This is a genomic window from Labrenzia sp. C1B70 (assembly GCF_000475395.1).
Taxonomy (GTDB): Bacteria; Pseudomonadota; Alphaproteobacteria; order Rhizobiales; family Stappiaceae; genus Roseibium; species Roseibium algicola.
Genome location: NZ_AXCE01000008.1, coordinates 160,141 through 174,694, shown reverse-complemented (window position 1 = coordinate 174,694; position 14,554 = coordinate 160,141). Strand labels below are relative to the sequence as shown.

The 14,554-nt window shown below is 60.4% G+C and carries 12 protein-coding genes; 6 read left to right on the top strand and 6 right to left on the bottom strand.

Annotated elements, in window-relative coordinates; genetic code table 11:
- Window positions 1-94 precede the first annotated feature (94 nt).
- Genes hutU through hutI form a run of 4 tightly spaced genes read right to left on the bottom strand, consistent with a single transcriptional unit; the run spans window position 95 to window position 5,348 of the window.
- Window positions 95-1,777: a urocanate hydratase gene (gene hutU, locus Q666_RS44535; RefSeq protein WP_023003126.1), complete on the bottom strand. Its 1,683-nt coding sequence runs from the start codon at window positions 1,775-1,777 to the stop codon at window positions 95-97.
- A complete protein-coding gene (hutG, locus tag Q666_RS44530; protein WP_023003127.1) occupies window positions 1,770-2,597 on the bottom strand; it encodes an N-formylglutamate deformylase in 828 nt (275 codons plus the stop codon). Before hutG ends, hutU begins: the two co-directional genes overlap by 8 nt.
- Window positions 2,584-4,140 carry a histidine ammonia-lyase gene (hutH, locus tag Q666_RS44525; protein WP_023003128.1) on the bottom strand — a complete coding sequence of 519 codons (1,557 nt, stop codon included), beginning with the start codon at window positions 4,138-4,140 and terminating at the stop codon, window positions 2,584-2,586. Before hutH ends, hutG begins: the two co-directional genes overlap by 14 nt.
- Entirely contained in the window at window positions 4,137-5,348 is a 1,212-nt protein-coding gene (hutI, locus tag Q666_RS44520) for an imidazolonepropionase (RefSeq protein ID WP_031270333.1), read from the bottom strand. Before hutI ends, hutH begins: the two co-directional genes overlap by 4 nt.
- A gap of 74 nt (window positions 5,349-5,422) precedes the next feature.
- Here hutI and Q666_RS44515 point away from each other — a divergent pair, with 74 nt between their 5' ends.
- From Q666_RS44515 to Q666_RS44505, 4 genes are all read left to right on the top strand, one after another.
- Entirely contained in the window at window positions 5,423-6,802 is a 1,380-nt protein-coding gene (locus Q666_RS44515; RefSeq protein ID WP_023003130.1) for a formimidoylglutamate deiminase, read from the top strand.
- A gap of 25 nt (window positions 6,803-6,827) precedes the next feature.
- A complete protein-coding gene (locus tag Q666_RS44510) occupies window positions 6,828-7,529 on the top strand; it encodes a UTRA domain-containing protein (RefSeq protein WP_023003131.1) in 702 nt (233 codons plus the stop codon).
- 222 nt (window positions 7,530-7,751) lie between these two features.
- On the top strand, window positions 7,752-9,023 hold the full coding sequence (locus Q666_RS64815) for a hypothetical protein (RefSeq protein ID WP_152533321.1): 1,272 nt from the start codon (window positions 7,752-7,754) through the stop codon (window positions 9,021-9,023).
- A 77-nt stretch (window positions 9,024-9,100) separates the two neighbouring features.
- Window positions 9,101-9,463, top strand: a complete 363-nt coding sequence (locus tag Q666_RS44505; RefSeq protein WP_152533320.1) for a Tsi3 family protein — start codon at window positions 9,101-9,103, stop codon at window positions 9,461-9,463.
- Between the two features lie 143 nt (window positions 9,464-9,606).
- Here Q666_RS44505 and Q666_RS44500 read toward each other — a convergent pair whose 3' ends face one another.
- Window positions 9,607-10,569, bottom strand: a complete 963-nt coding sequence (locus tag Q666_RS44500; protein WP_152533319.1) for a hypothetical protein — start codon at window positions 10,567-10,569, stop codon at window positions 9,607-9,609.
- Window positions 10,570-11,007: 438 nt separating this feature from the next.
- Entirely contained in the window at window positions 11,008-11,886 is an 879-nt protein-coding gene (locus tag Q666_RS44495; RefSeq protein WP_023003135.1) for a LysR family transcriptional regulator, read from the bottom strand.
- A gap of 130 nt (window positions 11,887-12,016) precedes the next feature.
- On the opposite strand from Q666_RS44495, the gene Q666_RS44490 reads away from it, so the two are divergent.
- Window positions 12,017-12,772 (top strand): class II aldolase and adducin N-terminal domain-containing protein, encoded by a 756-nt coding sequence (locus Q666_RS44490; RefSeq protein ID WP_023003136.1) that lies wholly within the window; start codon window positions 12,017-12,019, stop codon window positions 12,770-12,772.
- 190 nt (window positions 12,773-12,962) lie between these two features.
- Window positions 12,963-14,537: an ABC transporter substrate-binding protein gene (locus Q666_RS44485; RefSeq protein WP_023003137.1), complete on the top strand. Its 1,575-nt coding sequence runs from the start codon at window positions 12,963-12,965 to the stop codon at window positions 14,535-14,537.
- Window positions 14,538-14,554: the final 17 nt, after the last annotated feature.

Here is a 14,554-nt window from a genome sequence, read left to right as displayed (position 1 = left end):
TGATTGTTTCCCCAAGATCAACCTGCTTTCATGTTGGACCATGAAAGCAGAAAGTTGATTGCATTATAGTTGCTGGGTCATCTTTCTGCGTCCGTCAGGACGCGGGACGACCCAGAATAGCCGGCAGGTTAAGCCCCTGTTCTTTCGCGCAGTCCAGCGCGATCTCGTAGCCGGCATCCGCGTGACGCATCACGCCCGTTGCCGGATCGTTCCAGAGCACCCGACCGATTCGCCGATCGGCATCTTCCGTGCCGTCGCAGCAGATGACCATACCCGAGTGCTGAGAAAAGCCCATGCCTACGCCGCCGCCATGGTGGAGCGACACCCAGGTCGCGCCGGAAGCGGTGTTGAGCAGGGCATTCAGAAGCGGCCAGTCGGACACGGCATCGGAGCCGTCCTTCATGGCTTCGGTCTCGCGGTTGGGCGATGCAACCGAGCCACTGTCGAGGTGGTCGCGGCCGATCACGATTGGCGCTTTCAGTTCGCCGTTGCGGACCATTTCGTTGAAGGCAAGGCCAAGGCGGTGGCGCTGCCCAAGGCCCACCCAGCAGATGCGGGCCGGCAGGCCCTGGAAGGAAATGCGCTCGCGCGCCATGTCCAGCCAGTTGTGCAGGTGCTGGTCGTCCGGGATCAGCTCCTTCACCTTGGCGTCGGTCTTGTAGATGTCTTCCGGATCGCCGGAAAGCGCACACCAGCGGAACGGGCCGATGCCACGGCAGAACAGCGGGCGGATATAGGCCGGCACGAAACCCGGGAAGGCAAAGGCGTTTTCCAGGCCTTCTTCCATGGCAACCTGGCGGATGTTGTTGCCGTAATCGAGTGTCGGCACTCCCATGTTCCAGAAGTCGACCATGGCGGCGCCATGCACCTTCATGGACGCGCGAGCTGCTTTTTCCACCGCCTTCGGATCGGTCTCGGCCTTGGCGCGCCATTCGGCGACGGTCCAGCCCTGCGGCAGGTAACCGTTGACCGGATCATGGGCGGAGGTCTGGTCGGTGACGATGTCCGGCTTCACGCCGCGCTTCACCAGTTCGGAGAAGACATCGGCGGCGTTGCCGATCAGCGCCACGGACTTGGCTTCGCCTGCCTTGGTCCAGCGGTCGATCAGTGCCAGCGCCTCGTCGAGGGAGTGGGTCTTTTCATCGACGTAGCGGGTGCGCAGGCGGAAGTCGGCGCTCTTCTCGTCACACTCCACCGCAAGGCAGCAGGCCCCGGCCATGACGGCTGCAAGCGGCTGGGCACCGCCCATGCCGCCGAGACCACCGGTCAGGATCCAGCGGCCCTTCAGGTTGCCTTCGTAGTGCTGGCGTCCGGCTTCCATGAAGGTCTCATAGGTGCCCTGCACGATGCCCTGCGTACCGATGTAGATCCAGGAACCGGCGGTCATCTGGCCATACATGGCCAGGCCCTTCTTATCCAGCTCGTGAAAATGGTCCCAGTTGGCCCAGTTCGGCACCAGGTTGGAGTTGGCGATCAGAACGCGCGGGGCATCCTTGTGGGTCTTGAAGACACCGACCGGCTTGCCGGACTGCACCAGCAGCGTCTCGTCTTCCTCAAGGGTCTTGAGGCTTGCGACGATACGGTCGAAATCGTCCCAGGTGCGTGCCGCACGACCGATGCCGCCATAGACGACCAGCTCATGCGGGTTTTCCGCCACATCCGGATGAAGGTTGTTCATCAGCATGCGCAGCGGGGCTTCGGTCAGCCAGGACTTGGTGTTGAGCTCGGTGCCGGTGGGCGGGAATACGTCGCGGGCGTTGTGGCGGCGATCAGTCATTGTTCGCTCCCTGGGTGTTGTTCTGGAATAAGGAGGGCGCGAGGTTTTCCAGCGCGCTCAGGATGTCTTTCAGATGGGTCCGAAGCTGGTCGGCTTTGACCTCGTCATAGGCAAAGGGCGTGTCTTCGGTGGCAAGATGGGTCTTCTGGGCGAGCTCCATCTGAATGGCGTGAAAGCCTTCGGCCGGTCGGCCGTAATGCCGTGTCGTCCAGCCACCCTTGAAGCGGCCGTTGAGGATCGACGTGTAACCTTCCGCTGCTTGGGTGCAGGCGACGACGGCAGCCTCGATGGCGCTGGCGCAGGTCGTGCCGTTGTTGGTGCCCGTATTGAAATCGGGCAGCGTGCCTTCGAAGAGGAACGGCACTACGGAGCGGATCGAGTGGCAATCGTAGAGGATGGCGACGCCATGTTTGGCGCGGACCCGTTCCATTTCCGCCTGAAGGGCAGCGTGATAGGGAGCATGCCAGGCAAGACGCCGGGCCTCGATTTCACCGGTCTGCGGTTCCATGCCGGATTGGTAGATGGGGCGTCCATCGAAATCGGTGGTCGGGCAGAGCGTTGTGGTGTTCTGGCCCGGATAAAGGCTGACGCCTTCCGGATCGCGATTGGCGTCGATCACATAACGATGGAAGTTCGCCTTCACCATGGTCGCACCGGGCAGGAGATCGGAATAAAGCCGGTCCACATGCCAGTCGGTGTCGGCCAGTTTCAGGCCGGTGTCGTTGAACCTTGCCTTGATGTCGTCCGGAACGAATGTGCCTGCATGAGGCACGCCAAGAACGACCGGGCCATCACCGCGGAAGACGTCAACCGGCTGCATGGGCATCTCCCAGCGTGATCATGTGGCCGGCGGAAATCGCCGAAACCAGCTTGCGGCTGCGGATCAGGCCGGCTGCCGTTTCCAGGTCCGGTGCCATGTAGCGGTCCTTTTCCAGGGAGGGGACGACACCGCGAAGAGCGCCCATGACCGTCTGCAGCGAAGCGCTGGTGTTCAGCGGGGCGCGGTGCTCGATGCCTTCGGCGGCACACAGAAGTTCCACACCCAGGATCTGGCTGAGGTTGGCGTTCATGCGGGCAAGACGACGAGCACCGTGGGCGGCCATGGAAACATGGTCTTCCTGGTTGGCACTGGTCGGCGTGGAATCCGTCGAGCACGGATTGGCGAGATGCTTGTTCTCGCTCATCAGGGCGGCGGTCGTCACTTCCGCGATCATCATGCCCGAGTTCAGGCCCGGATCCTTGGCGAGGAACGGCGGCAGGTCGAAGGAAAGCGTCGGGTCGACCATGAGCGCGACACGGCGCTGGGAAATCGCACCGAGTTCGGCAATGGCCAGTGCAATCTGGTCGGCAGCAAAGGCAACTGGTTCGGCATGGAAATTGCCACCGGAAACGATCCGGTCGGCATCGATCAGTACCAGCGGATTGTCGGTTGCCGCATTGGCTTCGATCTCGAGCGTGCGGGCCGCCATGCGGAGCAGATCGACACAGGCACCGGCAACCTGGGGCTGGCAGCGGATGCAGTAAGGGTCCTGCACGCGGGTGTCGCCCTCGCGGTGGCTTTCGCGGATTTCCGAGCCGTCCATGATTGCGCGCATGGCCCTTGCCACTTCGATCTGGCCGCGATGGCCGCGCAGTTCATGGATTTCTGGCAGGAGCGGTGCGGTCGAGCCCATGATGGCGTCGGTGGAAAGGCTGGCGGTCATCAGGGTCGCTTCGGCCAGACGCCAGGCGTCGAACAGGCCGGTGAGCGCACAGGCGCTCGAAAACTGCGTGCCATTGATCAGCCCAAGGCCTTCCTTGGGGCCAAGCACGACCGGGGTCAGTCCCGCCTTGGCAAGGGCTTCACCACCGGGCATGCGCGTGCCGCCGAAATCAGCTTCACCTTCACCGATCAGGACAGCCGTCATATGGGCCAGCGGCGCAAGATCGCCGGATGCACCGACAGACCCTTGCGAGGGAACCATCGGCGTGACGTTTCTTTCCAGGCAATCCTCGATCAGCTTCATCACTTCGAAGCGGACACCGGAGGCACCGCGGCCAAGCGAGAGCAGCTTCAGCACCATCATCAGGCGGGTGGTGGTCTTGTCGAGCGGTTCGCCGACGCCGCAACAATGGGAAAGGATCAGGTTCCGCTGCAGGGTTGCAGTGTCCTCGGGGGCGATCTTGACGCTGGCCAGCTTGCCGAAGCCGGTGTTGACGCCGTAAACGGCCTCGCTGCCCCGGGCCGCCTTGGCAACTCGTTCGGACGCAAGGTTGATCGCGGCTTCCGCCGCGCGGTCGATGCGCACTGGCAGCTCTTCCCGGTAGATGCGTTCCAGATCCGCCAGGGTCACGGAGCCCGGTGTCAGGGTAAGGGCGCTCATTCAGAGCCTCCGAAAATGCGTTTGAAGAGGGAATTGAAGCCGATCCGGTAGGAAAGCTCGGCCGGGTGGCTGACGTTCCAGACAGCCAGATCCGCCCGTTTGCCGGGCGCCAGCGTGCCTTGATCGTCCAGACCAAGCGCCTTCGCCGCTTCGCGGGTGACGCCGGCCAGCGCTTCTTCCGGTGTCATGCGGAACAAGGTGCAGCCCATGTTCATGGTCAGGAGCAACGAGGCGAGGGGAGATGAACCCGGATTGCAGTCCGTTGCCAGCGCGACGGGCACATTGTGCTTGCGCAAAACATCAAGCGGCGGGAACTGCGTTTCGCGCAAGGTGTAGAAAGCGCCCGGCAAAAGCACGGCAACAGACCCGCTTTCGGCCATCGCCTTGACGCCGGCTTCATCCAGGTATTCCAGATGGTCGGCGGAAAGGGCGCCATAGGAAGCGGCCAGGGCCGCGCCGTTCAGGTTGGACAGTTGCTCTGCATGCAGCTTCACCGGCAGGCCGATCTGCTTGGCCTTGTCGAACACCTTGCCGATCTGTTCCGGCGAAAAGGCGATGCCTTCGCAAAAACCGTCCACGGCATCCACCAGTCCCTCGGCATGAGCCGCTTCCAGCGTCGGCAGGCAGACCTTTTCCAGATAGAGGTCGGGCTTGTCCTTGTATTCGGCCGGAATGGCATGGGCGCCCAGGAAGCTGGTCTTGACGGTGATCGGGCGCAGCTTGCCGATCTTGCGGGCGGTGCGCAGCATGCGCAGCTCGGTTTCCCGGTCGAGGCCATAGCCGGACTTTATCTCGATGGCGGTGACGCCCTCGGCGATCAGGGCATCGACACGTGGCAGGGCAGCTTCCAGCAGCTGCTTTTCGCTGGCTGCGCGCGTTGCCTTGACCGTGGAAACGATGCCGCCACCGGCCCGGGCCACTTCCTCGTACGTTGCACCTTGAAGGCGCATTTCGAATTCACGTGCCCGGTCGCCGCCGAAAACAACATGGGTATGACAGTCGATCAGGCCCGGGGTCACCAGCCGTCCGCCGATATCATCCGCGCTGAGCGACGCATAATGAGACGGCAGGTCTGCGGCCTTGCCGACCCAGGTAATCCGGCCACCTTCGATCACCAGCGCACCGTCCTCAATCAGGCCGTACGGCTCTCCGTTTGCGGTGAGCGTTGCCAGCTTGGCGTTTGTGAGGAGGCGTTTCAGCACGTCCATCTCCGGCTTGATTAGATTGCGATATAAGATAATATGCATGCACATATTAACGTGTCAACGGAGGAAAAGACGGCATGTCGACAGTTTCTGGCGCGACGGTTTTTGCGGAAAAGGCGCTTCTGGCCGACGGCTGGGCGGAAAATGTCGCTGTCTCGATCGGTCCGGACGGCCGGATCGCCTCGGTTGAAAGAGATGCGCAGCCAATCGGCGAACGCGTCGGCATTCTTCTGCCGGCCCCGGTCAACCTGCACAGCCACGCCTTCCAGCGGGCCATGGCGGGCATGAGCGAGCGGCGCGGTAGCGAAAGCCGCGACAGTTTCTGGACCTGGCGCCAGATCATGTTCCGCTTTCTGGACGCCCTGACGCCGGAAGACGTGGAGGCGATTGCCGCCTTCGTGCAGATGGAAATGCTGGAGGCGGGTTATGCCGCCGTTGGCGAGTTCCACTATCTGCATCACCAGCCGGGCGGTGCGCCCTACGCCAACCTGGCGGAAATGTCGGACCGCATCATGGCTGCCGCTTCCGATACCGGCATCGGCCTCACGCATCTGCCGGTTCATTATCAGTTCGGCGGCTGCGACGGGCGCCCATTGGCTGCCGGACAGATCCGCTTTGGCAACGACTTCGACCGTTTCCAGAAACTGCACGAGCTTGCGTCTGAGGCGCTCAAGTCCTTGCCGGATGATGCGGTCATCGGCGTTGCCCCGCATTCACTGAGGGCCGTGGATGCCGACAGTCTGAAGAAGGCCGTTGCCCTTGCCGGCGGCAACCCGCTGCACATGCATCTTGCCGAGCAGATCCCGGAAGTGGACGAGGTTCTGGCGGCCACGGGGCAGCGCCCGGTGGAATGGCTGCTTGCCAACCACGCGGTTTCAGAAAACTGGTGCCTGATCCACTGCACGCAGATGACCTCGCAGGAGACCGCCGGTCTTGCTGCGACCGGGGCCGTCGCGGGGCTTTGTCCGATCACGGAATCCAGCCTCGGCGACGGGATCTTCGACGGCGTCGACTACCTGGCCGCGGGCGGCCGCTTCGGCGTCGGCTCGGATTCCAACATCCGCATCGCGCTCTCCGAAGAGCTGCGCACGCTGGAATATTCCCAGCGCCTGCGCGATACCTGCCGGGCTTCTGTTGCAACGAAGGAAAAGTCCACCGGCCGGGTCCTGTTCGACGGTGTCGTGGCCGGTGGTGCGCAGGCAGCAGGGCGTGCGGCGGGCCGGATTTCGGAAGGATCGCTTGCCGATCTCATCGCACTGGATGGCACCGCCATCGACCTGGAAGGCCGGGAAGGCGACGAAATTCTTGATGCCTGGATCTTTGCCGGTGACGACCGGATGGTCGCTGAGGTCTGGTCCGCCGGCCGGCATGTTGTTTCCGGCGGAAACCATGTAAAAGGCAACGCCATCCGCGCGAAATACCGGGCCACCATGGCCTCGTTGCGCGCCAGACTGTGAAGAACGACTTAAACGGGTAGACGACTTGGCGCTTGCGGACACAAATTCCTGGACGGGCATTCGCGAAGAACTCCTTCGGCGGATCCATGACCGGATCTGGCAGCCGGGGGAGCAGATCCCCCATGAGGCCGATCTTGCGGAAGAGTTCGGCTGCGCCCGCACCACCGTCAACCGTGCTCTCCGGGACTTGGCCGAAAGCGGTCTTGTGGTGCGCAAGCGCCGGGCGGGAACGCGTGTTGCGCTCAACCCGCCCCAGCGCGCGACGCTCACCATTCCGATCCTGCGAGAGGAAGTCGAAGCGCTTGGCCGCACCTACCGGCACAGCCTTCTGGAAAAGGATCTCCGGCCCCTGCCGCCCATGTTGCACGGCGCGTTCCAGGTGACGCTCGGCGCGGATGTCCTGTTTTTAAAGACGCTGCACTTTGCAGACGACCGGCCTTATGCCTTCGAGGAACGCTACATCAACCTGGAAGCAGCTCCTGCGGCGCGTGACATGACGTTCGAGGACGTCAGCGCCAACGAGTGGCTGGTGCACAACGCGCCCTACAGCCACGGCGACATTTCCTTCTTCGCCGTCAATGCCGACAAGACCCTGTCGCGCAAACTGGATGCCTCCACGGGCGCAGCCCTCTTTGCGATGGAACGCATCACCTGGACCGGCCCCCTGCCGATCACCCACGTCCGCCTGATCTTCGCCCCGGGCTACCGGATGCGGACGGAGATCTGAACGGGGAGGGGCGTTTTCCGACCTCTCCAGCAAGGTTGTTCAAATACCGGCCGGGCATGGCCCCGCTCATTGCGATTGCGCCCCTTAGAGTTGTAACTGGGTCGGCAATCAATTAGGGTTGGATTCTGAAAGTTTGTTAACTAATTGATTTATTTTAATTTTCGGATTGGAAAACAATTTCTGTCCTGACCAGCCCGAGCAATAGAGGGGTTGAAGAAAATCATGACCGTTGTAGGCGATGAGGTCATCAAACTCCTGGAACTGGGAGATGTCTTCCGATGGGTTACCGACGGGGAGCGGGCAAAAGCTCTGGAACTTCTTGAACGTGACACGAGGTTCGATGCAACAATCACGCAATTGCAATCCGGCAAAGTTCTGAGAGAGTTTTTTACAAGGTACTTCAATCAGCAAAGTGCTCCTTCGCTTTACGACGCCGTAATGCTGATGGCAGCGAAAGCCGGGCCCGTCTCAGTTTCCAGTATCGAAAACAACCTGGCTGGTTTCTTCTTTTTCGACCGGGATGCAGCAATCCTCAACGCGCAATTTGGCAATCCGGCAAAGGTGTTCGGGCTTGCAAACGATCTTGCCGACAGCATGCGCAAGTACGGCTTGCTTTCGATCAGCACCAAGAAACCCATCACCAGTGCGACTATTCCCTCAAGTGCATCCGCGTCTTTCTCAGGCAGCGGTGCAACGGGACGCGACATCTTCAATCACCGCGTTTCTGCGTTTGACCAGGCACGCATCCTCTATGAGCAGAAGACAAATCCGCAAGGTGATCCTGGCGCATCCGGTCCCGTGTCGCGCAGCTACTCCAATCCGCTCTGGAATGGTCTGACTGTTCCCAGTTCCGCCAGTGAACGTCTTCGGCAAGCCGCGCGCATTACGAGTTTGCCGATCTCCACTTTGTTTGAGCCGATTTACCTGAACGGTCGCCCGTCCCGGGGAGCCGTGATGAACGCTGCTGCAAAAACCTATAATCTGACGCCGGAAGTCATAGGAGCGATCGTCTTGGCGGAACAGCGTGATCAATCTCAAAACGAAGACATGCTCGACTACACAGCGGCGACGCACTCGGTCTCAAGGCGCACAACTTCTGTAGGCCTTGGTCAGGTGCGCGACGACACTGTCGCGCGTACGGATCTGTTCTCCGGGCTGCTGGAACACAAACGGAGGCAAGGTCTCGACGGCGCGCAGATCGCGACGCTTCTGACGTGCGACGAGTTCAACATCTTCGCTGTCGCGAAATACATCAGGTATGTTGCCAATCTCGTCGGCAAAAAGACAAAAACGGACTTGCCAAGAACCGCCGCTGCGTTTCCCGGTATCAATTTTGCCGCCTATGCGCAGCATGCCAGGAACTGGCCTGCGGACAACGTTGCGGCGCTTGGGTCCGAATACACCTCACGGCCGTGGGACGACAGGGTGACCGGTTGGGGAAGCTTTGTCGGTGAAGCTCATTCCGACATGTCAGGCGCCAAGATATCATGGTGAAGTGGCTGAAAATATTTCCCTTTCTCGTTCCGTTTATTCTGGCGTCCTGCAATGCCGAGCAGCAAAGAGTGATTGAGATGAAGACTGAAGTTGTCGACGGCCTGCAGTTTGGCGTACCCGAAGGACGCAAGGTCGAAACAGGTGCCGATCACATTCTGCTTTTGCCGGAAGAGACACTGCGCGAAGTCGATGAAATCGCCATTTGGACCACCGCGCCGCAGCCGGTCGCCGGCGGGGTCGACACCAAAGGGACCGATCCTGCCCCGCACACCTTGACGACGGTCGAAGGCGGCATGGGCGGCCCGGAATATACCCTCACCATTCCCAAACAAATTGCAGACCGTCAGGCCTACGTCCGCGCCTATATCCAGTCGGAAGGCGGAACACCGGCGTTCGACGAGGCGTGGCAGGTTTGGGAAAGCCTGGCGGCCGAGAAGTAACCGACAGGGTCTCCGTAGGAAGTGAGGGAGAGGCTCTGCGCACCCCACAACACGCACAAGATGAATATTTCTGTGCTCGCTTTTTGATCCGCGCCGCCTTCTGCACGTCCTGAGCAGTCGCCTAAGGCCAGCAGTAGCCCGTCTCAGAAGGACGGGATACCGACAGCTTCCTTGGCTTTGTCCGTGAGGGTGTCCTTTACTGCATCCACAATGTCTTCCTTGAGCGGTGTCTCGTGGATATTGCGTTCCAGCAAACGGCTGGAAGACAATTCCCGTGCGAGATAGAACGCAACGGCGCGTCCGCCAAAACCCTTCGAGAAGTTGGCTTTCTGCTGATAGATCGGGTTGCCTCCCCGCAGACCATAACGGCGTGCGCGTTCCATCAGGCCCATCACGAACTGGTAACGTTGCAGACCGCTCATCTGGCGACCATGCTCGAGACCGGCATTGAAGAAGAACCTCTCTCCCGGGACCTTGTCGTGAAGCGCGTAGTCGTGCCCTGGAAAGAGCGCCGCCGCCACGCCGTTTGCGAACCCTTCATAATACTTCTTGCGCAGCTTACGAACCCGCTCGTTTTCCGGATGGAGTTCCTTGAGGGGCTTGAGCAAGGTCTTCAAGAGCGCCTTGTGCGGCGTCAGGAGACCACCGCCACCGTCAATCGCCTCGCCCACGAGAAATCCCGTCAATTCCTTTTGCAGATCGAAATCCTGCGAGTTCGGGACGTGGTTCTGGACGCGCCGGTAAATCATTTCGCGTGCCTGGATGACGAGTTTTTCACCCTCCGGAATGTCGATATTGCGGTTGTCCCATCGTCGGTCGAGGATGGTGCGGCGCTGACGGCGCTCCTCCTGCCTGTGTGCGCGTTCCACCACATCGCCGATCAGCGCATCCCGGAACGGAGCAAGGATAAGACCAGGCTTGGCGCCATCGAACATGAAGTTGAACCCACGAGGGCCAGGCTTGTGGCAGCCGACATATTCTCTCAGGTACCAGTTGATCTCGGCTGGGTCATAGGTCTCGAAGTTGGCATAGGCCACTTCTTCGGCAGGGATGCCGTCGCAGAACTTGCCGATCGTCTCCCAGCTGTCGCCGGCGCCGACAGGCATAACGACCCCGCACCTCACCCAGACGCCGTCGCGCTTTTGTTCCACACGGTTGTGGGGAAAGTAGTTCCTGGGGATGGGGTTCTTTGGTTTTCTGATTTGAACGTGCATCAGATTTACACCTCTATTTCGGTATCACTTGAGTTCTCGTTGAGAGGCTGGATATCACGCGTCCTGCAGGTCGCACTTGTGCGGCATGTCACTTGACTTGAAGGCGGCGGTTTTGAGTTTTGGGGGAAGGTTTTGGCCGTTTTTGAGGGCTCAGAGGGAGGGTATGATGCCCCCTCCACCGGTATTCCGGGTGGGTCACGGCGTGGCTGCGCGGTAAGATCCGGGCCCTGGATATCCGCTTGCCTTGGGCGCTTTGCCGTATTCAAAAACTCTGACTATTGCGCTCTTGTGAAAGCGCCTTTGCTTGCGCTGGCAGCGCTGGATTGCAGATCAGCGCGCACAAGCCCGCTCTTTCTGGATCCAGTCCAAAAACACCTTGGAGGCAGGCGTTTCCGCGTAAGGTGGCGGGGTCCGGACGAAGTAGGCTTCACTCAGGGGCGCCTGATGTTCAAAGGGACGAACAAGGTCACCGCTTCGGAGGAGGTCACCGACGAGCGTGTCATGTGCGAGGACGAGGCCCGCACCGTTCAAGGCTGCCGAAATCGCAATCACATAGGTCGATGCCAGATTGACTTCGGCTTCCCTTGCAAAGGACCTGCCTTGCGAGTTCATCCAACCGGACCAGGAGCCGGTGATGCCCGCGCAGTCGAACAGCCTGCCGCTCTCCAGTGAGCGCTCTTCTTCAGGCAGGCCGGGTGAGCAGACCGGATAGCATTTTTCCTCGGCAAGCCGAATGGCGGCGGTCGGCATGTCCTCCGGGCGGGCGAAGCGGATTTCCAGGGAGGCATCGGCCGCGCGCTTTTCGGTGTCCCAGATCGATGTCACGATATTGAGCGTCAGCCAGGGAAATTCTTCGTAAAGTCGGCGAAGGCGCGGGGCCAGCCAATAGACGGAAAAGGCCAGATTGCACTGAAGCGTCAGGTTGCGCCCCAGGTCACTGCCGGTGACAAGCTGCGTGCTCCTGGTGATCAGGTCGAAGGCTTCACGCAGGCTCGGCAGATAGGTTTCCCCTTCGAGCGTCAGTTCCAGGGCACGCGTCTTGCGCACAAAAAGACTGCAGCCGAGCAGGGTCTCGAGGCTGCGTACATGCTGGCTGACCGCGGACTGGGTCAGGTTCAATTCCTGCGAGGCACGGGTGAAGCTGAGATGGCGCGCGGTTGCCTCGAATGCCCGCAACCAGGCCAGCGGCGGCAGTCCAACCGTCTTCATGCGTGCACCTCACTCATTCATCAACTGACATAATGCGTATTAATTTTATTAATGCAACGCCATCGAATATATTGTTTGTCAATGTTGAAAGCGCTCCCTAGCGTCGAAGAGAAAGCGAGGGAGACAGTGCATGCTGCGTGTTGCAGAACATTCGAACATCACCCACTGGGCGGAGCGGATCGACCTGGCGGCAGCATTCCGCTGGACCGAGCGTCTTGGAATGCACGAAGCTGTCGCAAATCATTTCAGCCTCGCCGTCAATGACGAAGGCACGGCTTTTCTGGTAAACCCCCGCCAGCGGCATTTCAGCCGGATCAGGGCATCCGACCTGATTTTGCTGGATGCAAATGACTCGCAAACGCTGGAACATCCAAATGCCCCGGACCCGACTGCCTGGGGATTGCATGGCGCCATCCACCGGCAGTGTCCACATGCCCGCTGCGTCATGCATGTGCATTCGGTCCATGCCACGGTTCTGGCCTGCCTTGCAGACAGTACTCTGCCGCCGATCGACCAGAACACCGCGACTTTTTATGGCCGCTTTGCAATTGACGAGAACTATGGCGGACTTGCTTTCGAGGAAGAAGGCGAACGCTGCGCGATGTTGCTTCGCGACCCGAAGATCAAGGTGCTGATCATGGGCAACCACGGCGTTCTGGTCGTCGCCAACACTGTCGCGGAAGCCTTTGACCGCCTTTATCATTTCGAACGTGCTGCGGAGACCTACATCCGGGCACTGCAGACCGGAAAACCACTGCGCGTTCTCAGCCCTGAGATTGCCGAGAAGACCGCGCAGGAAATTGAAAATTATCCGGGCCTTGGACACGACCACTTCGCCGAATTGAAAGCCATTCTGGACGACGAAGGCTCGAACTACGCCAGCTAGGCACCGGCACGGCCCAGGCTGCGGACGCAAAGGCAGCGGACACTCGAAACAAAATCATGCAAGGCCCGATGGTGACACCGCCGGGCCGGGCGGACGGAATTTGCCGAAATTCCGGTTATCGCGACTGGCCGTCGGTACCGGCTAACAAGTTGAACTGAAACCTATCACGCTCATCAAGGAGAACCATGGAATGGGAGAGGCCTTTACGCCGCAAAACCGACTGGCAGTCTCGCGGCGAAGCGTTCTCGGGGGAACTGCTGCGCTCGGCGCCACGGCTCTCGTATCGTCTCTTGGTATCGGGCCGGCCGTTGCCCAGCCCAAAAAAGGCGGAACGATCCGCTTCGGGATTGCCTCGGGCAATACCAACGACACGTACGATCCGGCAGTTTGGGACAACACCTATTCGCAGGTCTTCGCCTTTGCCCGCAACGGCTACCTGGTGGAGATCGCCTCGGACGGATCCCTCGTCGGGGAAGTGGCGGAAAGCTGGACGTCATCTCCCGATGCAAAGGTCTGGACGTTCAAGATCCGCAGCGGTGTCGAGTTCCACAGCGGCGGTACCGTGACACCTGATGATGTCGTCGCCTCGATCAACTATCACCGCGGCGCGGACAGCAGTTCGGCTGCCAAGCCCTTCCTTGCACCGGTTACCGACATTGCCAGCGACGGCGATACCGTCGTCTTCACGCTGGATGCAGGCAACGCCGATTTCCCTTATGTGGTGAGCGACTACCACATGCCGATCCTGAAGTCTTCGGATGGCAAAATCGATCCCACCAGCGGTGACGGGTGCGGTCCTTACAAAGTCACCAACTTCAAACCCGGCTACATCGCCGAGCTCACGCGCAATCCGAATTACTGGAAATCGGACCGTGCCCATTTCGATGCGGTTGTCCTGATGGCCATTGTTGATCCGGCAGCGCGGCAGGCCGCGTTGATGACCGGAAATGTCGACGTCGTTGACCAGGTGGATCTGAAGACGGTGCATCTGTTCCAGCGCGCACCGGGCGTCCAGATCGTTTCGGCGACCGGCGGTCAGCACTATACCTTCGCCATGGACACTCGGGCAGCGCCCTTCAACGACAACAATGTCCGCATGGCCTTGAAATACGCCATCGACCGGCAGGAACTTGTCGACAAGATCCTCTTTGGCTATGGCTCGGTTGGCAACGACCACCCGATCAGCCCGGCCAACCGCTTTTACGCAGCCGATCTTGAGCAGACCAGTTATGATCCGGACAAGGCGAAATATTATCTGAAACAGGCGGGCCTCAGCTCGCTGGATCTGCAACTCTCCGCCTCCGACGCTGCTTTTGGCGGCGCTGTCGATGCAGCAGTGCTTTATTCAAGCAAGGCAGAGGCGGCCGGTATCAACATTCAGCCGGTGCGCGAGCCCAATGACGGTTACTGGTCCGATGTCTGGATGAAGAAGCCGTTCTGCGCGGTCTACTGGACCGGACGCCCGACCGAGGACGCGACTTTCACGCTCGCTTACGCCGCCGGGGCGCCGTGGAACGACACCTATTGGGACAACGAGCGCTTCAACCGGCTTCTGAGCGAAGCGCGGTCCGAACTCAACGAAGCAAAGCGCGCGGATATGTATCGCGAGATGCAGAACATCGTCAGGACCGATGGCGGCACCATCATCCCCATGTTCGCAAGCTACGTGATGGCACTCAGCGACAAGGTCAATCATCCGGAAAAAGTCGCAGCAAACTGGCCGCTCGACGGTCTGCGCGCTACGGAGCGCTGGTGGTTTAGCTGAGTTCGTCTTCTCAAGTC